The organism is Georhizobium profundi (assembly GCF_003952725.1).
In the GTDB taxonomy this organism is placed as follows: Bacteria; Pseudomonadota; Alphaproteobacteria; order Rhizobiales; family Rhizobiaceae; genus Georhizobium; species Georhizobium profundi.
This window is the reverse complement of record NZ_CP032509.1, coordinates 2,768,627-2,787,784: the sequence shown is the minus strand read 5'-3', so window position 1 is coordinate 2,787,784 and position 19,158 is coordinate 2,768,627. Positions and strand designations below refer to the sequence as shown.

Genomic DNA, 19,158 nt, shown 5'->3' with positions numbered 1-19,158 from the left:
AGCAGCTCTCGTGTAGAGGGGCCGCTGATTTTCCGACCATTGCCGCCTTTTGGCAGGACCCCCAATATGCAGACCGTCTTGATCGTCATCCATCTCATGATCGTGCTCGCGCTCGTCGCGGTCGTGCTTGTCCAACGTTCCGAAGGGGGCGGCCTGGGGATTGGCGGCGGTGGCGGCAACATGATGGCGTCGCGGTCTTCGGGCAATGCGCTGACGCGGATCACCGGCATCCTTGCTTTGGCTTTCTTCGTCACGTCGCTGACGCTCGGCATCCTTGCCCGCTACGAGCAGGGACCCTCGAGCATTCTCGATCGAATCGAAGGCCAGACGGAAGGCGCCGGCGCCGGCATCCTGGACCAATTGGGCGGCCCGGCTCCTGAAACTGAAACCGCGCCGGATGGCGAGAGCGATATCCCGTCCTTGCCGTCGAGCGAGCCCGCACCGCAGACCGACGTGCCCGCGGCGGATGCGCCGGTTGACGACGCACCGTCGTCCGATGCACCGGATGTTGACGCACCTGCCGCGATCGACGACGCGCCCACAACAGGCGAAGACGCCCCGGCTGCGCCGTCAAACACCGACGCTGCGCCAGCCGCAGGAGACGCACCGGCACCAAATTCGGTCCCGACCGGCCAGTAAGAACGGCCACGATATGCAGGATGCGGCGCCCGGTCTGGCGCCGCATTTTTTTGTGCGGAATGGTGCCCGACGCAGGCAGCAGTCCACAGAAATTGGTTCCCGGTCTGCACTTTCGGCTGGTGGAATCGCAGGTGAGAGACTAACGAGGTAAGCCCATGGCGCGATATGTTTTCATCACAGGCGGCGTGGTCTCCTCCCTCGGCAAGGGCATCGCATCCGCAGCTCTCGGTGCACTCCTCCAGGCACGCGGTTACCGCGTGCGGCTGAAGAAGCTCGATCCCTATCTCAACGTCGATCCGGGCACGATGAGCCCGACGCAGCACGGCGAAGTGTTCGTGACGGACGATGGCGCCGAGACTGATCTCGATCTTGGGCACTACGAGCGCTTCACGGGCCGCTCCGCCATGCAGTCGGACAACATCACGACCGGGCGCATCTACAAGAACATCATCGATAAGGAACGGCGCGGCGACTATCTGGGCGCAACCGTCCAGGTCATTCCTCACGTCACAAACGAGATCAAGAATTTCGTGCTGGAAGGCAACGAAGACTATGATTTCGTGCTCTGCGAAATCGGCGGCACCGTCGGCGATATCGAGGCGATGCCCTTCGTCGAGGCGATCCGTCAGCTCGGTAATGACCTGCCGCGCAGCAATGCCATCTATGTCCACCTGACCTTGATGCCGTTCATCGCGGCCGCCGGCGAACTCAAAACAAAGCCGACGCAGCATTCGGTCAAGGAACTGCAGGCGCTCGGCATCGCGCCGGACATCCTTCTCGTGCGCGCCGACCGTGATATTCCGGTCGATGAGCGCCGCAAGCTGTCGCTCTTTTGCAATGTCCGGCCATCCGCCGTCATCCAGGCACTCGACGTTGCCTCGATCTACGACGTGCCGATGGCTTACCACAAGGAAGGCCTCGACAGCGAAGTGCTGGCGGCCTTCGGAATCGAGCCGGCTCCGAAGCCGCGCCTGGAGCGCTGGGAAGACGTCGCCCACCGCATCCGCACGCCGGAAGGCGAAGTGACGATCGCGGTGGTCGGCAAATACACCGGCCTGAAGGATGCCTATAAGTCGCTGATCGAAGCGCTTTATCACGGCGGCATCGCCAACCGCGTCAAGGTCAATCTCGAATGGATCGAATCGGAGATCTTCGAGAAGGAAGACCCGTCGCCCTGGCTTGAGAAAGTACACGGCATCCTCGTGCCCGGCGGTTTCGGCGAGCGCGGTTCGGAAGGCAAGATCTTCGCGGCGCGCTTCGCCCGCGAGCGCAAGGTGCCCTATTTCGGCATCTGCTTCGGCATGCAGATGGCTGTCCTCGAAGCAGCCCGGTCGCTGGCCGGTATAGACAAGGCATCCTCGACCGAATTCGGACCTGCAAAAGAGCCGGTCATCGGCCTGATGACCGAATGGCTGAAGGGCAACATGCTGGAGAAACGCTCTGCGGCCGGCGATCTCGGCGGCACGATGCGTCTCGGCGCCTACGTCGCGCATCTGAAGCCCGGCACGAAGATTGCCGAAATTTACGGCGCGAACGAAATTTCGGAGCGTCACCGTCACCGTTACGAGGTCAATGTCGACTACAAGGACCAGCTCGAAAATTGCGGCCTGACATTCTCCGGCATGTCTCCGGACGGTGTTCTGCCGGAAACGATCGAATATGCGGATCATCCGTGGTTCATCGGCGTGCAGTACCATCCGGAGCTGAAGAGCCGCCCGCTGGAACCGCATCCGCTTTTCGCCAGCTTCATCGAAGCGGCCGTCGAGCAGAGCCGGCTGTTCTAGACGCGTGTGGGCGACGGCGGGACGCGCTGTCTTGACCGTTGCCACGATCGGGTCCGGGCGCTAGAAGCCCGGCCATGATCGCATCTTCGCAAACCACCCGTCCGCTCGACCATCTGGTCCTTCCCGTTTCCGATCTCGCAACGGCGCGCAGCCGCTACGAGGCGCTTGGCTTCACGGTCGCGCCGCGTGGTGAGCACCCTTTCGGCACCGAAAACGCCTGCGTCTTTTTCAAGGGCGGCACATTCCTCGAGCCTCTGGGCGTCGCCGACCGCGAGATCGCCGAGCGTGAGGCGCGCGTCGGCAACGTCTTTGTCGGCCGCGACCAGGCCTACAGGTTCCGCCGCGGACAGGACGGCTTCTCCGCCATCGTGATGGGCAGCGAAGACGCCGATCGCGACGATGCCGCGTTTGCCGAAGCCGGGCTGTCTGCCGGGCGGATGCTCAGCTTCTCGCGCAAGTTCAAGACACCGGCCGGTGAGGAAGGCGAGGCGGCGTTCAAGCTTGCCTTCGCGGCCGATCCGCGTGCGCCGGATGCCTATTTCTTCACCTGCCAGCGCATCAACGTGCCAGCTGTGGACCGCACGGCGCTGGAGACCCATGCCAACGGCGTGGTCGGCATACGCGAGATTATCGCGGTCGAGGAAAATCCCTCCGATTTTCAGTATCTGCTGCAGGAAATCGCCGGCACGCGCGACGTCGATGCGCATTCCTTTGGAATTTCCGCCGATGCCGCCAATGCACGGCTTACCATTCTGACGCCGGCGGGGCTCGAAGCCTATTTCGGCGCAAAAGTCGAAGGCCGCGAGCGCGGCATCCACCTCACCGCGATCATTTTCACCGTTGCGGATCTCTCCGCATGCCAGGCGCATGTCGCCCGGTCCGGCATCGCAACCCGCACATCCGGCAACCGGCTGATCGTCGACCGCGCGGCCGGGCAGGGTGCGATCTTCATCTTCGAGGAGGCGTAAGCCATGGCAAGTCCCGCGAACATCGTGAACGCCGGCAAGGTCGCGTTCGACAATGCTGGCCCGCTCAGCCTTATCGCAGGCCCATGCCAGATGGAAAGCCGCGACCATGCCTTCGAACTGGCTGGGCAGCTGAAGACGCTCTGCACGGAACTGGGCATCGGCCTCGTCTATAAGTCATCCTTCGACAAGGCCAACCGCACGTCGCTCAGCGGCAAGCGCGGCATCGGGCTGGAAAAGAGCCTCGAAGTGTTTGCCGACATCAAGCGTGAATTCGATCTTCCCGTTTTGACCGACGTTCACACCGAAGAGCAGTGCGCCGTCGTCGGCGAAGTGGTCGATATCCTGCAGATCCCGGCCTTCCTGTGCCGCCAGACGGACCTGCTAATCGCGGCTGCCAACACCGGCCGTGTCGTCAACATCAAGAAGGGCCAGTTCCTCGCGCCCTGGGACATGAAGAATGTGCTCGCCAAGGTGACGGAGAGCGGCAATCCGAACGTCCTATTGACCGAGCGCGGCGCTTCCTTCGGCTACAACACGCTTGTTTCCGATATGCGTTCATTGCCCATCATGGCCTCGCTCGGCGCGCCGGTCGTCTTTGACGCAACGCATTCGGTGCAGCAGCCGGGCGGGCAGGGTGGCTCATCGGGTGGCCAGCGCGAATTCGTGGAAACGCTGGCACGCGCCGCCGTCGCAGTCGGCGTCGCCGGCGTCTTCATCGAGACGCATGAGGACCCGGACAACGCTCCGTCTGACGGCCCGAACATGGTGCCGATCAAGGACATGCGGCGCCTTCTTGAAACCTTGATGGCCTTCGATGCCGTGGCCAAACGGGCACAGCATTAGAGCGTTTCCAGGTGAAGTGGATACCGGTTCACCGTTCGGAAACGCCACCAATCAAAAACCTGAACGGATTGAGCGTCGCAGATAAGCGAAATCACTTTAGACGATCAAAATATTGCCGGGATCATAATCGTTAATTGTGCGTTTCGTGGTCAGGTGCCGGCCGGGAACTTCCCATTCCCTTGGCCGGCGCTTCCCATAAAGGAGACGTCAATGAAAAAAATAATCGCCAGCGCAGTGCTGGGATCAGTCGCGCTCGCAGGCGGCTCGATCGCTCATGCGGCCGACATCGCCCCGGTCTATCAGCCAGCTCCGGTCGTTTATCAGGATGCCGGCCCGCGTGATGGCGTCCGCGTCGGCTACCTCGATTGCGGCATCGGCAGCGGTGTGGGCTACGTGCTCGGTTCGGCCAAGTCGGTCGATTGCGTATTCCGCCCGGCTGCCGGTGCAGCCCCGACGGATGCCTATACAGGAACGATCCGCAAGCTCGGCGTAGATCTCGGCTTCACGACCAACCAGCGCATGATCTGGGCCGTCGTGGCCCCGACTGCCGGCTATCACCAGGGTTCGCTCGGTGGGCTCTATAAGGGTCTCACGGCCGAGGCCACGGTCGGCGCAGGCGTCGGCACCAACGTGCTCGTCGGCGGGACCTCCGGTTCCGTCCAGCTGCAGACCGTCAGCGTTACCGGCCAGCTCGGCCTCAACGTCGCCGCTGCTGGCACGTCGATGACGCTCAACCCGGTCAACTGACCAGATCACTGATAGGCCTTCGCGAGCACTGTTCGCGAAGGCCCGTCTCCATTGCCTTTTTCAACCCATCCATTAAGACGGCGCGCGGACACCCTCCTTTGGTCTTCCCTCTGAAAGGACGCCGCAATGACCGCCATCGTCGACATCATCGGACGTGAAATTCTCGACAGCCGGGGCAATCCCACCGTCGAGGTGGATGTGATCCTCGAAGATGGTTCGATGGGCCGGGCGGCGGTTCCCTCCGGCGCTTCCACAGGTGCCCATGAGGCCGTCGAATTGCGTGACGGCGGTGAGCGCTACCTCGGCAAGGGCGTGGAGCAGGCGGTCGAATCGGTCAATGGCGAGGTCTTCGACGCGTTGTCCGGTCTTGAAGCCGAAAACCAGATTCACATCGACGAACTGATGATCGAGCTCGACGGCACGCCGAACAAGTCGCGCCTCGGCGCCAACGCGATTCTCGGTGTCTCGCTCGCCGTCGCCAAGGCCGCGGCAGAAGCCAACACGCTGCCGCTCTACCGCTATGTCGGCGGCGTTCATGCCCATGTGCTGCCGGTGCCGATGATGAACATCATCAATGGCGGCGAACACGCCGACAACCCGATCGACTTCCAGGAATTCATGATCATGCCCGTCGGCGCCGAATCGCTGCGCGACGCGGTGCGCATGGGCGCCGAAGTCTTCCACACGCTGAAGAAAGAGCTGTCCGCGAACGGCCACAACACCAATGTCGGTGACGAGGGTGGCTTTGCCCCGAACATCGAAAGCGCCCCGGCTGCCCTCGATTTCATCATGAAGTCGATTGAGAAGGCCGGTTATCGCCCAGGCGAGGACATGTACCTCGCGCTCGATTGCGCCTCGACCGAGTTCTTCAAGGACGGAAAATACGTGCTGGAAGGCGAAGGCCGGACACTCGAGCCCGAGGCGATGGCCGATTATCTCGCGGAACTCGTCGGCAAATACCCGATCGCCTCGATCGAGGACGGCATGGCGGAAGACGACTGGGACGGCTGGAAGGCCCTGACCGACAAGGTCGGCAGCAAGTGTCAGCTCGTCGGCGACGATCTCTTCGTCACCAATTCGGCGCGCTTGCGCGACGGCATCAAGATGGGCGTCGCAAACTCCATCCTCGTCAAGGTCAACCAGATCGGTACGCTGACGGAAACCCTCAACGCCGTGTCGATGGCGCATCGTGCCAACTACACGGCCGTCATGTCCCACCGGTCAGGCGAAACGGAAGATTCGACCATCGCCGACTTGGCCGTTGCCACAAACTGCGGACAGATCAAGACGGGCTCGCTTGCCCGTTCCGACCGGCTTGCGAAATACAACCAGCTGATCCGCATCGAGGAAGAGCTGGGCGCGCAGGCGATTTATGCGGGCCGCGATATCCTGCGCGGCTGAGCCTCTGAAGCACATGCTTAAGGGCGGTGCTAACCGTCTCTTAAGCATGATCGTGCCAAGACTATGAACGTCGTCAGTTGCCCTGCGGGGCTATGGGTAGCGCGTTCATGTCGACACGACAGAAGAGAAATTCGAAGCTTTCACGGCTGATCATTCCAGCCGTTGCGGTCTCGTTCTTTGCCTATTTCGGCTTCCATGCGGTTCATGGTGCTTATGGCCTCAATGCCAAGATGCATCTGGAGCACCGCGCCATGGAGTTGCGGGCGCAGTTGACCGAGATCGTTGCCGAACGCGAGGCGCTGGAAAAGCGCGTCGCACTCCTCGACAACACGACGCTCGAGCGCGACATGCTCGACGAGCGCGCGCGGGATCTCCTGAACGTCGCGCGCCCGGACGAAATCGTCATCTACCGCTGATCGTCAGAGGCTCATCCGCATGAAAGAAAAGGGCGCTCCATGAGCGCCCTTTTTTGTGCCGGTTATTTGGGATGGCGTCACGCGCGACCGCAGGCGCGCATCTGGTTGGCGTAGGTCTGTGCCATTTCCGCTGCACGGTCCGCACCGCGCAAAGCGATCGAACTGTTGCGCCATGAGCCGCGGGAGTAGCCGCCATGGCCGGAATAATAGGCGAGATAGAGGTTACGCATGTCGTTGAGCGCGATGCCGTTCCGCTGGTGGCTCTGATGGTGGTACCAGGCAACGAACGTCACGGCGTCGCCGAAATTCGTCCGCCGTGCCGACCAGCGGCCGGTCTTGGCCTGATATTCCGCCCACGTGCCGTCAAGCGCCTGCGAATAGCCATAGGCGGTGGAGGCGCGTTTTCCTGGAATAATACCGAGATGCCATTTGCGCGGCGGGCGAGCACGGGCTCTGAAGCTTGATTCTGTGTTGATGGTGGCCATCAGGATAGGGACGGGGACACCATATTGCCGCTCGGCGGCCTTGGCCTGCCGATACCAGTTTCCGACCAAACCGTCGCGCTGGTCGAATACCGCACAAACATTGTTCGTCTGCGTTGGAGGGCTCGCGCAGCCGGCAAGAACCAGCATGGCGATGAGTAGCATGGCACGCATAACAATAACCTCATGCAATCAAGCACGAGTCATTGCTTAAAATTGTAAGGATCCCGTTAACGATGCCTGTTGAAGACGATTCACGCTACGACCGGGGACCCGGCCGCGCGCGCTTGCGCCGAAAATACTCGAGCGCCTTCTTGAAGATGAATGCGTAGATCAGTTTTTTCATAGGCCCGCTCCTTCAGCGCTCTGGTTGTCGCCGCTTAATGCAGGAAGGGCGCATGCAGTTCCGCTGAACAGAGGGCTTATTTGCGGTGAATTTCGCACAGAATCATGCGCTAGCCGCTGCCGCCAAGCCCCGCTCGATGTCAGCCATCAAATCTGCGGTGTCCTCTAGGCCGATCTGCAGACGGATGACAGGCCCCTCCTTAGGCGCCTTCGCCACGGTGCGGTCGGACAGATTGGCGATGACGGCAAGGCTTTCATAGCCACCCCAGGAATAGCCGAGGCCGAAGATCCGAAGCGCATCGAGAAATGCATGCGCCTTTGCTTTGTGCTGATGTGCGTCGGGGCAATCGAGCACAATTGAGAAGAGCCCGCTGGCCCCACAGAAATCGCGCTTCCAGAGATCATGTCCGGGAAAACTCGGAAGCGCCGGGTGGAGCACACGCGCGACGCCGGCCTTGCCCTCCAGGCCTTCCGCGAGGGCAAGGGCGGTTTTCTGGTGACGCTCGAGGCGCACGCCCATCGTGCGCAAGCCGCGCAGGATGGTGTAGCAATCGTCCGGAGCGGCGCAGACGCCCATGGCGAACAGCGTGTCCTTCAGTTGCGGGAAGCAGCGCTCATTGGCGGAAACTGTACCGAGCAGCACGTCGGAATGTCCGCTCGGATATTTGGTCGCCGCATGGATCGAGATGTCGACGCCGAAATCCAGCGGACGGAAGAAGAGGGGCGTTGCCCATGTGTTGTCCATCATTACGATGGCGCCAGCCGCATGCGCCGCTTTGGCGATCGCCGGAATGTCCTGCATTTCGAAGGTGTTCGAACCGGGCGATTCCGTCAGCACCACTTTGGTGTTCGACTTCATGACGGTCGCGATATCTGCGCCGAGCGCCGGATCGTAATACTCCACCTCGACGCCGAGCCGCCTGAGCATCGTGTCGGCGAAATGCCGGGTCGGGAAATAGACGGAATCGACGATCAGAACGTGGTCGCCCGCCGAAAGGAATCCGAGCAGTGGAATGCTGACCGCGGCGAGGCCGGACGGCACAAGAATGGTACCCGCCGACCCTTCAAGCTCATCGATAGCAGCTGCCAACGCGTCCGTGGTCGGCGTGCCCTTGGTTCCGTAGGTATATTGCTGGTCGCGGCGCTCCATGCGATCCGCGTTTGGGAACAGCACGGTGGACGCGCGAACAACCGGTGGATTGACGAAACCGAAGAAGTCTCTTGGGTCGTTGCCCATATGCGCGAGCCGGGTGTTGATGCCGTGGCTTTTGTCGTTGGTTGTCACGTCTTTATCCCTGTCGCCGGTTTGCCAGCCCAAATCGGGCGCCACACTATTCAGGCCGTGGCGGAAAACCAATGGCGAACTGGCATTTGCACACATTCGCGCGAGTTGCTCCTAAAACAGGCGCCTAAAGAAAATCACTGCCTCCTATTTCTGCACAACAGGTCTTGACCCCTCCGCTGTTTCGGAATGTGATGGCATTCCCAAATTCGATCTGTGGCTGGGGTTAGCGATCAAAGCGCTTCGAATGGTCGGCAGTCGGGGTTGGGGAGTGCAGAGGGCAACAATCAAAAGGTATAACGATGACAAAGATCATTCTGTCGGCCGTGGCTGGCGCAGCCGCCCTGACCTTGGGCGCGCATGCAGCTTCGGCGCAGACGCTGGAGGCCGTGAAAGCCAAGGGCTACATCCAGTGCGGCGTTTCCACGGGTCTGGCTGGTTTTTCCAACACCGACGACGCTGGTGAATGGACCGGCCTCGACGTCGACTTCTGCCGCGCAATGGCCGCTGCGATTTTCGATGACCCGGCAGCTGTCCGCTTCTCGCCGCTGTCCGCCGTCGAGCGCTTCACGGCGCTGCAGTCGGGCGAAATCGACGTGCTTTCGCGCAACACGACCTGGACCATGAGCCGCGACACGGCTCTCGGCCTGAACTTCGTCGGCGTGACCTTCTACGATGGTCAGGGCTTCATGGTTCCTGCCGAACTCAACGTCGATTCCGCCCTGCAGCTGTCGGGCGCATCTGTCTGCGTTCAGTCCGGTACCACGACCGAGCTCAACCTGACCGACTACTTCAGCGCCAACAACATGGAATACAATCCGGTTGTCTTCGAAGGCCTGGAAGAGGTCAACGCCGCCTACAATGCAGGCCGTTGCGATGTCTACACGACCGACAGCTCGGGCCTCTATGCGATCCGTCTGACGCTCGACAATCCGGATGACCACGTCGTTCTGCCAGAGCTGATCTCGAAAGAGCCGCTCGGACCTGCCGTTCGTCGCGGTGACGACCAGTGGTTCGGTATTGCCAAGTGGGTCTATTACGGCCTGGTCTACGCTGAAGAGCTCGGCATCTCCTCCGAAAATCTCGAGGAAATGCTTGCTTCGGAAAACCCAGACGTTCGTCGCGCGCTTGGTGGTGACGGCACGTTCGGCGCCGACATGGGCCTCGAGAACGATTGGCTCGTCAAGATTGTCCGCCACGTCGGCAATTACGGCGAAGTCTTCGAGCGCAACGTCGGTGCGGACTCCCCGCTCCAGATCGAGCGTGGTCTGAACGCGCTCTACACGGATGGCGGCCTGCAGTACGGCATGCCGATCCGCTAAGACCGGAACCAGCTCAGCGGTTCCGCGGTATCAAAGCCGCGGAACCGCTTTTGGCATCAGGATAGGGTTGTGGGTCTGTACGATGAGAGTGCAGCCTGCTTCACGTCCTGTGTTTGTATTGGTGGATCAACCTGGCGACGATTGCGTCGAGCAAGGTCGAAACGCTGAAGAGTCGGTCTTCGGACAAACCTGTTGCCTCCGGCAAGCAGCGGGAAGCGAGACACAATGACAATTGCGACGATTGATTCCAGCGCATCGCAGCCTGCACGCGCATCTCTGTTCTACGATCCTGTCATTCGCGGGGTCGTCTTTCAGGTGCTTTTGGCGCTGTTCATTATTTATCTGGTCTATTCTGGTGTCACCAACGCAGCCAACAACCTGGCGCGGGCTGGCATCGCCACGGGATTCGGATTTCTCAACAATCGTGCGGGTTTCGATATCGGCCAGTCGCTGATTCCCTACACGGCAAATTCCACCTATCGACAGGCTTTCTTCGTCGGCTTGACGAATACGATCTTCGTCGCCGCGATCGGCATTTTCTTCGCCACCATCCTCGGTTTCATCGTTGGCATTGCGCGGCTTTCCAAGAACTTCCTCGTCCGCAAGGTCGCTGAAGTCTATGTCGAGACGCTGCGCAACATACCGCTGCTGTTGCAACTGTTGTTCTGGTACAAGGCTGTCCTGTCGGCGCTGCCGGCGCCGCGTGGCTCGATCGAGATGTTCAACAGCTCGGTCTTCCTGAACAATCGCGGCTTGATCATGCCGCACTATCTCGCGGAGGCTGGCGCCTCAATCTTCTACGCCTCGATCGCCATCGGCATTGCGGTCGCAGTCGTGATCGCGCGCTGGGCCAAGAAGCGCCAGATGGCCACCGGCCAGATTTTCCCGACGATCCGCGTTGCGCTGGGCCTGATCATCGGTGTGCCGCTCGTCGTGCTCTTCGTCTTGGGTGTTCCTTTCACGGCAGAATATCCCGAGCTGTCGGGCTTCAACTTCAGCGGCGGCACCACGATCCGTCCGGAATTCATGGCACTTCTTCTTGGTCTCTCGCTCTATACGGCGGCATTTATCGCCGAAATCGTGCGTGCTGGTATTCTCGCCGTGTCCAAGGGCCAGACCGAGGCGGCGTTTTCGCTGGGCCTGCGTCCCAACACCACGATGCGGCTCGTCATCATTCCGCAGGCGCTGCGCGTCATCATCCCACCGCTGACCAGCCAGTATCTCAACCTGACGAAGAATTCGTCGCTGGCCATTGCCGTCGGCTATCCCGACCTCGTCTCGGTCTTCTCGGGTACGGTCGCGAACCAGACGGGGCAGGCGGTGGAAGTGATTTCGATCACCATGATCGTCTACCTGACGCTGTCGTTGCTGACATCGGCCTTCATGAACTGGTTCAACTCGCGCGTCGCGCTGGTCGAACGCTGATTGGCGAGCGGGAAAAATCATGTCTGACACCCACGCAGAAACCGATGTCGCCACCACGAGGCTGGCTTTTGTTCGCAACGATTTTCTGAAGAGCGAGGCACCTCCGGTACGCGAAGGCGGGCTTGGCCACTGGCTCAAGGTCAATCTCTTCGCGACTCCGAAGGACACCATCCTGACGATCCTGATGGCCCTGTTCCTGGCCTGGATCCTGCCGCCGCTCCTCAACTGGGCTTTCTTCAGCGCGGTCTGGGATGGCTCGAACCGTGAGGCTTGCCTTGGCGAAGGACGGGGCGCCTGCTGGGCCTTCGTCGATGCCAAATTCGCGCAATTCATGTATGGCCGCTACCCGATCGACGAGCGCTGGCGCGTGGACCTGACGGCGATCCTCTTGATTGTCTCGCTCGTTCCGTTGGCCATTCCGTCCGTTCCGTACAAGAAGTTCAATGCGATCTTCCTGCTGGTCGTCTTTCCGATCATCGCGTTCATCCTGCTCACCGGCCAGTTCGGTCTGCGGCCGGTTCGCACCGATCTCTGGGGCGGCCTCCTGGTGACGCTCGTCGTTGCCATCGTCGGCATCGTCGTGTCGCTGCCGCTCGGCGTGTTGCTCGCTCTTGGGCGCCGGTCGCATCTGCCATTCGTCAAATATGCGTCGATCGTCTTCATCGAGTTCTGGCGCGGCGTGCCGCTCATCACCATCCTGTTCATGTCGTCGGTGATGCTACCGCTGTTCCTGCCGGATGGCGTGACATTCGATAAGCTGTTGCGTGCCCTGGTGGGCGTAGCCTTCTTCGCATCCGCCTATATGGCCGAAGTCATTCGCGGCGGACTTCAGGCAATTCCCAAGGGTCAGTATGAGGCGGCCGATGCAATGGGCCTGTCCTATTGGCAGAAGATGCGCCTCATCATTCTGCCGCAGGCGTTGACCATGGTCATTCCAGGCATCGTCAACACGTTCATCGGCCTGTTCAAGGATACAAGCCTCGTTCTGATCATCGGTATCTTCGATCTGCTCGGCATCGTGCAGTTGAATTTCGCCGATCCCAATTGGGCAGCACCGCAAACCGCGATCACAGGCTTCGCCTTTGCCGCACTGGTCTATTTCGTTTTCTGTTTCGGCATGTCGAAATATTCGCTCTACATGGAGCGCCGTCTCGACACGAGCCACCGGTAACCTCGAAGGGCATTCATCATGGCTGAACCAGCTACCCAGGAATTCGACGCGAGCAAGTTGAAAGTCTCCGACACCGATGTCGCCATCGATATCGTCGGCATGAACAAGTGGTACGGCGATTTCCATGTCCTGCGCGATATCAATTTGCGCGTCATGCGTGGCGAGCGGATCGTCGTCGCCGGTCCTTCAGGATCGGGCAAGTCTACGATGATCCGCTGCATCAACCGTCTGGAAGAGCACCAGAAGGGCAAGATCGTCGTCGACGGCATCGAACTCACGAACGATTTGAAGAAGATCGACGAAGTTCGCCGCGAAGTCGGCATGGTGTTCCAGCACTTCAATCTCTTCCCGCACCTGACGATACTAGAAAACTGCACGCTCGCGCCGATCTGGGTTCGCAAGATGCCGAAGAAGAAGGCCGAGGAGATCGCGATGCACTATCTCGAGCGCGTCAAGATCCCCGAGCAGGCAAACAAATATCCGGGCCAGTTGTCGGGCGGCCAGCAGCAGCGCGTTGCCATCGCACGGTCACTCTGCATGAACCCGCGCATCATGCTGTTCGATGAGCCCACTTCCGCGCTCGATCCGGAGATGATCAAGGAAGTGCTCGACACGATGGTGAGCCTTGCCGAAGAAGGCATGACCATGATCTGCGTCACGCACGAAATGGGCTTCGCCCGCCAGGTCGCCAACCGCGTGATCTTCATGGACCAGGGACAGATCGTCGAGCAGAACGCGCCGGCGGAGTTCTTCGACAATCCGCAGCACGAACGCACCAAGCTCTTCCTGAGCCAGATCCTGCACTAGTGAAAGTTGGCGCGCATTGTCCTTCGACGATGCGCGCCGCTTACCGAGCCGAAAATCGCTGCCGTCACTCGATGGAGCGGTCGCCGTAGAGCCAGTCGAAATCGCCCGCCAGATCGTCGGGCTTGCGCAGGGCCAGCACGATATCTCGCCCGAGCCTGATCGGGCCTCGCGCATGGTAGGCGAAGCGATTGAAGGCGGCGCGTCGGGCAACCTTGTCGATGCGTGGACGCCGGGCGGCGATGAAAGCAGCGATCCCCGCATCGAGATCATCGCCCGCCACATGGGAGGCCAGGGCATAGGCATCCTCGATCGCCATTGCTGCCCCTTGCGCGGCATATGGTGGCATCGCATGTGCGGCATCGCCGATCAGCACCAGGCGCCCGGCGCCCCAGTATTGGCCAGACAATCCATGGATCGGCCAGCGGCCGTTCATTTCGGCACGATCGAAGAGCCCGGTCAGCCGTGAGGACCAGCGGCTGAAAGCCTGGCTCAACTCGTGACGCGCAGCGTCGTTGCCGGACCAATTCGCTTCCATCGCCGCGCCGTGGGTGATGGCCACGAGATTGACCGTGCCGCGCGACTTCAGCGGGTAGGCGACGAGATGCGTCTGCGGAGCGATGAAGGCGCTGAGCCTGTCCGGATCGAAGAGAGAGCCGATCGACTCGCGCGGCAGGGTCATGCGCCAGGCGATCTGCCCGGTGAACGGGGCCTTTGCTGGACCACCAGCACTTGCGCGCATTCTGGACCAGACACCGTCGGCGCCGACCACCAGATCGGGCAAGCGCCCGCTTCGCGCCTCGATGTCACGACGTACCGCCTCGACACCGGCACCCTCGATCCGCACACCCAGCTGCAACTCGATCGAGGGGTGATCCAGAACAGCCTGATGCAGAACCGATTGCAGGTCCGCCCGGTGAATGACCGCATAGGGCGCACCCCACCGTTTACGCGCCTTCGCGCCGGCCGGTACTTGCGCCACATGGCGGCCGGACAGGCCGGAGACGAGGTCGATCGAAGGTGGCTCGTGCCATTTGTCAGTGAGCTTTTCGACAAGGCCGAGCCGGTCCAAAAGCCTGGTCGCGTTCGGCGAGAGCTGAAGACCGGCGCCAACTTCAGCCAGTTCGACAGCCTGCTCGTAGATGGAGACGGTAAAGCCTTTGCGGGCGAGCGCCAGCGCTGAGGTCAGCCCGGCAATGCCGGCTCCGACAATGGCTGCATGGCGCTGGGTCACGAAGCCGCGGCCGCCTCAGGCGGCCTGGCGGTCGTAGCTGCAGCCCGCAGGCTGTGTTTCGGTGGCGCCGAGAGCCGGGTTGTAGCGGTAGAGCGTCGAGCAGTACGGGCAGACCTTTTCGTTGTCGTCGCCCATGTCCAGGAACTCGTGCGGATGGTCGAAAGGCGGCGTTGCGCCCACGCACATGAATTCCTTCACCCCGATTTCCACGACGGCATGTCCATCGTCGTTCTGAAAGTGGGGAATGCCGTGGCCAGCCATGTTCTACTCCGTTTGTCGGTTCTTGCGCGCGCCGGACCATACAAAGGGCGGCGGCGAAAGTGTAGCCGTTTCTCACGCGAAAGCCGCGGCTGTCGTCTCGCAAGGTCTTCCGGTCGGCCGGGTCTACCTCTAGTGTGCCGCGCAACAAAGAGGACCCGCATGAATCTCGACAAGAAGCAGATGCATCGCTTTCGATCTGGCGATCTCACCTTAGCCTATCTGGACGAAGGGCCGCGCGAGGGTGCGCCCATTCTCCTCATTCATGGTTTCGCATCGACTGCCCATGTCAATTGGGTCTATCCGGGATGGGTGAAGACGCTGACCGAGGCCGGCTATCGCGCCATTGCGCTGGACAATCGCGGGCATGGGGAAAGCGACAAGCCGCATGATCCAAGCGCCTATACGGCCTCGATCATGGCGGGTGATGGGCTGGCTCTGCTCGATCACCTGGAGATCGAAAAAGCGCATGTGTTCGGCTATTCCATGGGTGCGCGCAATTCCGCGTTTTTTGCGCACCACGCGCCGGAGCGGGTGAAACGGCTCGTTCTCGGCGGCCTTGCGGCGGGGTTGGTCAAGGGCGTTGGCGACTGGACGCCGATTGCCGACGCGCTCCTGGCCGACAGCATCGACGACGTGACACACGCGCGCGGGCGCATGTTCAGGGCGTTTGCCGAACAGACGAAAAGCGATCGAAAGGCCCTGGCCGCCTGCATCACGTCGCGCGAGGAACTAAAGCCCGAGCAGCTGTCACGCCTGACGATGCCGGTGCTCGTCGGCGTCGGCACCAAGGACGATATCGCAGGCTCGCCGGAGGAGCTTGTCGCCATGCTTCCCAATGCACGCGGCGTCGATATTCCGAACCGCGACCATATGCTCGCGGTGGGCGACAAGGTGTTCAAAGCCGCCGTTCTGAAATTCCTCGCGGAAGAAGGCTCGGTTTGAAGACGATCGCGTTTGAAGGCGTCGAAGGCAATCGCATCGTCGCCGACCTTTACGAGCCCAGTGCCAAATCTGCTCATCCGCCCGTCCTCCTCGTTCATGGCGGCGGACAGACGCGGCACGCCTGGCGCGGCACGGCGCGTGCATTGGCCAACGCCGGCTTCACCGCTATCGCGATGGACCAGCGCGGCCATGGCGACAGCGCCTGGGTCGGCTCCAAGGCTTACGCCTTCTATGATTTCGCCGCCGACCTTGCGGCCGTCTGCCGGGACATGGAACGACAGTCTGGTCGGCGTCCGATCGTGGTCGGGGCATCGCTTGGCGGGCTTGCTTCGCTGCTGGCGGAGGGCAGGGCGGATCATGATCTGCTCGGTGGCCTCGTCCTCGTCGACGTGACCCCGCGCATGGATCCCGACGGAATTCGACGCATCCACGGCTTCATGGGCGAGCGCATGGGCGAAGGGTTTGCGACGCTCGAGGAGGCAGCCGCCGCCATCAGCGCTTATCTGCCCGCGCGACGCAAACCGGCCTCCATGTCCGGGCTCGCAAAGAACCTGCGACGCAGCGACGACGGACGATATCGCTGGCACTGGGACCCGGCCTTCATGGCTGGTCCGCGCCCGGTGAATTTCGAGCGCGCATCGGTCGAGGCCGAACTGGATTTGATCGTTGCGAAGCTCAAGGTGCCGACGCTGCTCGTTCGCGGCCGACAATCGGAGCTGGTCACGGAGGACGCGGTCGCGGAGTTTCTGACGGCCGTGCCGCATGCGCGCTATGTCGACGTTCTGGGAGCGGGACACATGGTTGCCGGCGACAGAAACGATGCGTTCACCGACGCGGTGATCGGCTTTTTGCTGGAAGAAACGGCGGTTGCGTCGTAACCTGCATCCAAGCGGGCTATGCGATAAGCGACATCTCCGAACTGCGTGCGCAGCTTTCAGCGAACGCGAAAATTTCATCTTGAATCTGCATAGTACCAACACCCCATTTAAGTCAGGCGTTCAGTCCACTATGTTTGCGGCTGGAGCCACTTTGCGAGAGGAGCCGTCCATGGCTGCGCGCAGCGATGCGAAACTGACCGACAACCTCAAGGTCATGGACCCGATCTGGAACGCGATCCGCCAGGAAGCCGAAGAGGCCTCCGTCAATGAGCCCGTTCTTTCGGGCTTTCTCTACAGCACCATCCTCAATGCCCGCAGCCTCGAGGAGGCGGTGATCCATCGGATTTCCGAGCGCCTCGACCATGCGGACGTGCCAGCGAGCGTGATCCGGCAGGCATTTCTCGAAATGCGCGACGATTGGCGGGAGTGGGAATCCTGGCTGCGGGTCGACATCCAGGCCGTGTATGATCGCGATCCCGCCTGCGACCGGTTCATCGAACCCGTTCTTTACTTCAAAGGCTTCCATGCGATCCAGACGCACCGGCTGGCTCATTGGCTCTGGACCAAAGGACGCCGTGATTTTGCGCTTTATCTGCAAAGCCGCTCGTCCGCTGTCTTCCAGACTGACATCAATCCGGCTGCTCCGTTCGGCAAGGGCATCTTCTTGGATCATGCGACCGGTCTCGTCGTTGGCGCTACGGCTCGCGTCGGCGACAACGTCTCTATCCTGCAGGGCGTGACGCTTGGCGGTACCGGTAAGCAGGGCGGCGATCGCCACCCGAAGATCGAAAACGGCGTGCTCATCGGCGCCGGCGCGAAAATCCTCGGCAACATCGTCATCGGCCATTGCTCGCGCATCGCCGCCGGCTCGGTGGTGTTGAAGCCGGTTCCGGCAAACTCGACCGTCGCCGGCGTTCCGGCCCGCGTCATTGGAAGTGCTGGATGCGACGAGCCGTCGCGCGCGATGGACCAGCTGCTCGGCTCCATCTAAGAATGCTTTTCGGCCATCCGGGTTTACAGCCCGGCTTGCAGCATGCGACAAGCGCTCCGGTTCACGACCGGCACTGCAATGACGTGATTTGCAGCCGGTTCCATCATCTGTAAACTCCGGTCCGTATTGCGCCGCGCTTATTTGCGGGCGACGATATTGCACCGACCGCAAGCCACGGAGCCTCCATTGAAGCCCGACGAAATCCGCAAGCTAGAGGCCTATTTCAAGCGCACCTTCAACGACCGCATGCAGGTCAAGGCGCGTCCACGAAAAGACGACTCCGCCGAGGTCTATATCGGTGACGAGTTCCTGGGCGTCGTTTTCCGCGACGACGAAGACGGCGATCTTTCCTTCAATTTCTCGATGGCGATCCTCGACGTCGATCTGTGATCAAGAAGTGAGCCGTGCCGGCCGGTCTGAGGACCGAACGCGCGGCTGATGCGATCTCAATCCTGCAGTGCGACATCCAGATATTGGCGCACTGCCACCTCCACCGAATGCCATTCCGGCAGGAGTGTCGCTGGGAATCGGTAGAGCACCGACGTGTCGCCGCCGATCAGGATATCGCGCTGGCAAGCCGTCGTGGTAAGACCGAAGCTGGACGCATCGGTGTCGTCCAGGCACCGAACGACATAGGGGTCCCCAGTCGCCCCACTCTCCACGTACAAGAGCTCCCCGGCATAGCCCGTCACATGCGTCAGCTTGTGGACGGAAAGTCCCGACGGGCCGGGTTCCGCTGCTCCTTCGACGAGGTGGCTGTAGATCGGCGCATAGCGGCCGGACATGTCCTTGGACATGATCTGCGGTGTGAGCGACACGAAGATGACCGCGCTGGTTCCGTCAACGGCGTTAAAGTCATCGCGCGTATCTGCTGAATAGCCCTGCATGTCCGGCCAGCGGAAGTAGAGATCAAGGCTCGCTTTGGGTCCTGCGTGGCGCTGGTTTTCGAAACGGATGACGTTGGCCGGCAGATCGAAGACGTCTTCGCCGATCGTTGAGCGAAACAGCTCGGTCGATGTGGAGTGGCCGGCCATGGCGATGCGTTCGCCCACCCACCGCCCGCCGATAGCCGCCGCGGCCGACAGCGCCGCAAAAGCGGCGACGCCGAGCATCAACCGTGTCACGAGGCGCGAGGTGATGATCGGCTCGAAGCGTTCGCCTTCATGTCTGGTCTGATCGTATGCCATGATGCCTCTCTGGCGCATCTGATCGCCGCAACGAAT

General features: G+C 61.3%; 20 protein-coding genes. 15 read left to right on the top strand and 5 right to left on the bottom strand.

Features of this window, described 5'->3' with window-relative positions; translation table 11 throughout:
* Nucleotides 1-66: 66 nt before the first annotated feature.
* The 7 genes from secG to D5400_RS13350 all read left to right on the top strand — a co-directional run bounded on the left by secG (nucleotide 67) and on the right by D5400_RS13350 (nucleotide 6,798).
* Nucleotides 67-639 carry a preprotein translocase subunit SecG gene (secG, locus tag D5400_RS13380; RefSeq protein ID WP_126010468.1) on the top strand — a complete coding sequence of 191 codons (573 nt, stop codon included), beginning with the start codon at nucleotides 67-69 and terminating at the stop codon, nucleotides 637-639.
* Between the two features lie 155 nt (nucleotides 640-794).
* Nucleotides 795-2,423, top strand: coding sequence for a CTP synthase (locus D5400_RS13375; RefSeq protein ID WP_126010467.1), 1,629 nt, complete (start codon nucleotides 795-797; stop codon nucleotides 2,421-2,423).
* 74 nt (nucleotides 2,424-2,497) lie between these two features.
* Nucleotides 2,498-3,391: a VOC family protein gene (locus D5400_RS13370; RefSeq protein ID WP_126010466.1), complete on the top strand. Its 894-nt coding sequence runs from the start codon at nucleotides 2,498-2,500 to the stop codon at nucleotides 3,389-3,391.
* Between the two features lie 3 nt (nucleotides 3,392-3,394).
* Nucleotides 3,395-4,234 (top strand): 3-deoxy-8-phosphooctulonate synthase, encoded by an 840-nt coding sequence (kdsA, locus tag D5400_RS13365; protein WP_126010465.1) that lies wholly within the window; start codon nucleotides 3,395-3,397, stop codon nucleotides 4,232-4,234.
* A 210-nt stretch (nucleotides 4,235-4,444) separates the two neighbouring features.
* Nucleotides 4,445-4,981, top strand: coding sequence for a DUF992 domain-containing protein (locus D5400_RS13360; protein ID WP_126010464.1), 537 nt, complete (start codon nucleotides 4,445-4,447; stop codon nucleotides 4,979-4,981).
* Between the two features lie 126 nt (nucleotides 4,982-5,107).
* Complete coding sequence (eno, locus tag D5400_RS13355) at nucleotides 5,108-6,382, top strand: phosphopyruvate hydratase (protein WP_126010463.1); 1,275 nt, start codon at nucleotides 5,108-5,110, stop codon at nucleotides 6,380-6,382.
* A 107-nt stretch (nucleotides 6,383-6,489) separates the two neighbouring features.
* Nucleotides 6,490-6,798: an FtsB family cell division protein gene (locus D5400_RS13350; protein ID WP_126010462.1), complete on the top strand. Its 309-nt coding sequence runs from the start codon at nucleotides 6,490-6,492 to the stop codon at nucleotides 6,796-6,798.
* A 77-nt stretch (nucleotides 6,799-6,875) separates the two neighbouring features.
* On the opposite strand, the gene D5400_RS13345 is transcribed toward D5400_RS13350, so the two are convergent.
* Both D5400_RS13345 and D5400_RS13340 read right to left on the bottom strand, forming a co-directional pair.
* The gene (locus D5400_RS13345) at nucleotides 6,876-7,454 is read right to left on the bottom strand and encodes a transglycosylase SLT domain-containing protein (protein WP_126010461.1); all 579 of its coding nucleotides are present in this window, start codon (nucleotides 7,452-7,454) and stop codon (nucleotides 6,876-6,878) included.
* 274 nt (nucleotides 7,455-7,728) lie between these two features.
* Complete coding sequence (locus D5400_RS13340) at nucleotides 7,729-8,862, bottom strand: cystathionine beta-lyase (RefSeq protein WP_245451557.1); 1,134 nt, start codon at nucleotides 8,860-8,862, stop codon at nucleotides 7,729-7,731.
* 347 nt (nucleotides 8,863-9,209) lie between these two features.
* Between D5400_RS13340 and D5400_RS13335 the strand changes: the two genes are divergently transcribed.
* From D5400_RS13335 to D5400_RS13320, 4 genes are all read left to right on the top strand, one after another.
* Entirely contained in the window at nucleotides 9,210-10,229 is a 1,020-nt protein-coding gene (locus D5400_RS13335) for an amino acid ABC transporter substrate-binding protein (protein WP_126010459.1), read from the top strand.
* Between the two features lie 225 nt (nucleotides 10,230-10,454).
* Nucleotides 10,455-11,654 (top strand): amino acid ABC transporter permease, encoded by a 1,200-nt coding sequence (locus D5400_RS13330; protein ID WP_126010458.1) that lies wholly within the window; start codon nucleotides 10,455-10,457, stop codon nucleotides 11,652-11,654.
* 19 nt (nucleotides 11,655-11,673) lie between these two features.
* Nucleotides 11,674-12,825, top strand: coding sequence for an amino acid ABC transporter permease (locus D5400_RS13325; protein WP_126010457.1), 1,152 nt, complete (start codon nucleotides 11,674-11,676; stop codon nucleotides 12,823-12,825).
* An 18-nt stretch (nucleotides 12,826-12,843) separates the two neighbouring features.
* Nucleotides 12,844-13,632 carry an amino acid ABC transporter ATP-binding protein gene (locus D5400_RS13320; RefSeq protein WP_126010456.1) on the top strand — a complete coding sequence of 263 codons (789 nt, stop codon included), beginning with the start codon at nucleotides 12,844-12,846 and terminating at the stop codon, nucleotides 13,630-13,632.
* A gap of 64 nt (nucleotides 13,633-13,696) precedes the next feature.
* Here the strand turns inward: D5400_RS13320 and D5400_RS13315 are convergent, their stop codons facing one another.
* Nucleotides 13,697-14,863 carry an FAD-dependent monooxygenase gene (locus D5400_RS13315; protein WP_126010455.1) on the bottom strand — a complete coding sequence of 389 codons (1,167 nt, stop codon included), beginning with the start codon at nucleotides 14,861-14,863 and terminating at the stop codon, nucleotides 13,697-13,699.
* Between the two features lie 15 nt (nucleotides 14,864-14,878).
* A complete protein-coding gene (locus D5400_RS13310; protein ID WP_126010454.1) occupies nucleotides 14,879-15,124 on the bottom strand; it encodes a zinc-finger domain-containing protein in 246 nt (81 codons plus the stop codon).
* A 159-nt stretch (nucleotides 15,125-15,283) separates the two neighbouring features.
* Here D5400_RS13310 and D5400_RS13305 point away from each other — a divergent pair, with 159 nt between their 5' ends.
* The 4 genes from D5400_RS13305 to D5400_RS13290 all read left to right on the top strand — a co-directional run bounded on the left by D5400_RS13305 (nucleotide 15,284) and on the right by D5400_RS13290 (nucleotide 18,325).
* Complete coding sequence (locus tag D5400_RS13305) at nucleotides 15,284-16,066, top strand: alpha/beta fold hydrolase (RefSeq protein ID WP_126010453.1); 783 nt, start codon at nucleotides 15,284-15,286, stop codon at nucleotides 16,064-16,066.
* On the top strand, nucleotides 16,063-16,944 hold the full coding sequence (locus D5400_RS13300; protein ID WP_126010452.1) for an alpha/beta fold hydrolase: 882 nt from the start codon (nucleotides 16,063-16,065) through the stop codon (nucleotides 16,942-16,944). The genes D5400_RS13305 and D5400_RS13300 overlap by 4 nt, the downstream gene beginning before the upstream one ends.
* Before the next feature lie 169 nt (nucleotides 16,945-17,113).
* On the top strand, nucleotides 17,114-17,935 hold the full coding sequence (gene cysE / locus D5400_RS13295) for a serine O-acetyltransferase (RefSeq protein WP_126010451.1): 822 nt from the start codon (nucleotides 17,114-17,116) through the stop codon (nucleotides 17,933-17,935).
* 186 nt (nucleotides 17,936-18,121) lie between these two features.
* Nucleotides 18,122-18,325: a DUF3126 family protein gene (locus tag D5400_RS13290; RefSeq protein WP_126010450.1), complete on the top strand. Its 204-nt coding sequence runs from the start codon at nucleotides 18,122-18,124 to the stop codon at nucleotides 18,323-18,325.
* Nucleotides 18,326-18,381: 56 nt separating this feature from the next.
* Here the strand turns inward: D5400_RS13290 and D5400_RS13285 are convergent, their stop codons facing one another.
* Nucleotides 18,382-19,122 (bottom strand): hypothetical protein, encoded by a 741-nt coding sequence (locus D5400_RS13285; RefSeq protein WP_126010449.1) that lies wholly within the window; start codon nucleotides 19,120-19,122, stop codon nucleotides 18,382-18,384.
* Between the last annotated feature and the right edge of the window lie 36 nt (nucleotides 19,123-19,158).

Excerpts from the sequence above, each read along its gene's own strand:
- D5400_RS13325 (WP_126010457.1), top strand. The coding sequence starts at position 11,674 with ATGTCTGACACCCACGCAGAAACCGATGTCGCCACCACGAGGCTGGCT.
- D5400_RS13305 (WP_126010453.1), top strand. The coding sequence starts at position 15,284 with ATGAATCTCGACAAGAAGCAGATGCATCGCTTTCGATCTGGCGATCTC.
- D5400_RS13370 (WP_126010466.1), top strand. The coding sequence starts at position 2,498 with ATGATCGCATCTTCGCAAACCACCCGTCCGCTCGACCATCTGGTCCTT.
- D5400_RS13330 (WP_126010458.1), top strand. The coding sequence starts at position 10,455 with ATGACAATTGCGACGATTGATTCCAGCGCATCGCAGCCTGCACGCGCA.
- D5400_RS13360 (WP_126010464.1), top strand. The coding sequence starts at position 4,445 with ATGAAAAAAATAATCGCCAGCGCAGTGCTGGGATCAGTCGCGCTCGCA.
- D5400_RS13310 (WP_126010454.1), bottom strand. The coding sequence starts at position 15,124 with ATGGCTGGCCACGGCATTCCCCACTTTCAGAACGACGATGGACATGCC.
- secG (WP_126010468.1), top strand. The coding sequence starts at position 67 with ATGCAGACCGTCTTGATCGTCATCCATCTCATGATCGTGCTCGCGCTC.
- D5400_RS13335 (WP_126010459.1), top strand. The coding sequence starts at position 9,210 with ATGACAAAGATCATTCTGTCGGCCGTGGCTGGCGCAGCCGCCCTGACC.
- D5400_RS13320 (WP_126010456.1), top strand. The coding sequence starts at position 12,844 with ATGGCTGAACCAGCTACCCAGGAATTCGACGCGAGCAAGTTGAAAGTC.
- D5400_RS13285 (WP_126010449.1), bottom strand. The coding sequence starts at position 19,122 with ATGGCATACGATCAGACCAGACATGAAGGCGAACGCTTCGAGCCGATC.
- eno (WP_126010463.1), top strand. The coding sequence starts at position 5,108 with ATGACCGCCATCGTCGACATCATCGGACGTGAAATTCTCGACAGCCGG.
- cysE (WP_126010451.1), top strand. The coding sequence starts at position 17,114 with ATGGCTGCGCGCAGCGATGCGAAACTGACCGACAACCTCAAGGTCATG.
- kdsA (WP_126010465.1), top strand. The coding sequence starts at position 3,395 with ATGGCAAGTCCCGCGAACATCGTGAACGCCGGCAAGGTCGCGTTCGAC.
- D5400_RS13345 (WP_126010461.1), bottom strand. The coding sequence starts at position 7,454 with ATGCGTGCCATGCTACTCATCGCCATGCTGGTTCTTGCCGGCTGCGCG.
- D5400_RS13340 (WP_245451557.1), bottom strand. The coding sequence starts at position 8,862 with ATGGGCAACGACCCAAGAGACTTCTTCGGTTTCGTCAATCCACCGGTT.
- D5400_RS13350 (WP_126010462.1), top strand. The coding sequence starts at position 6,490 with ATGTCGACACGACAGAAGAGAAATTCGAAGCTTTCACGGCTGATCATT.
- D5400_RS13375 (WP_126010467.1), top strand. The coding sequence starts at position 795 with ATGGCGCGATATGTTTTCATCACAGGCGGCGTGGTCTCCTCCCTCGGC.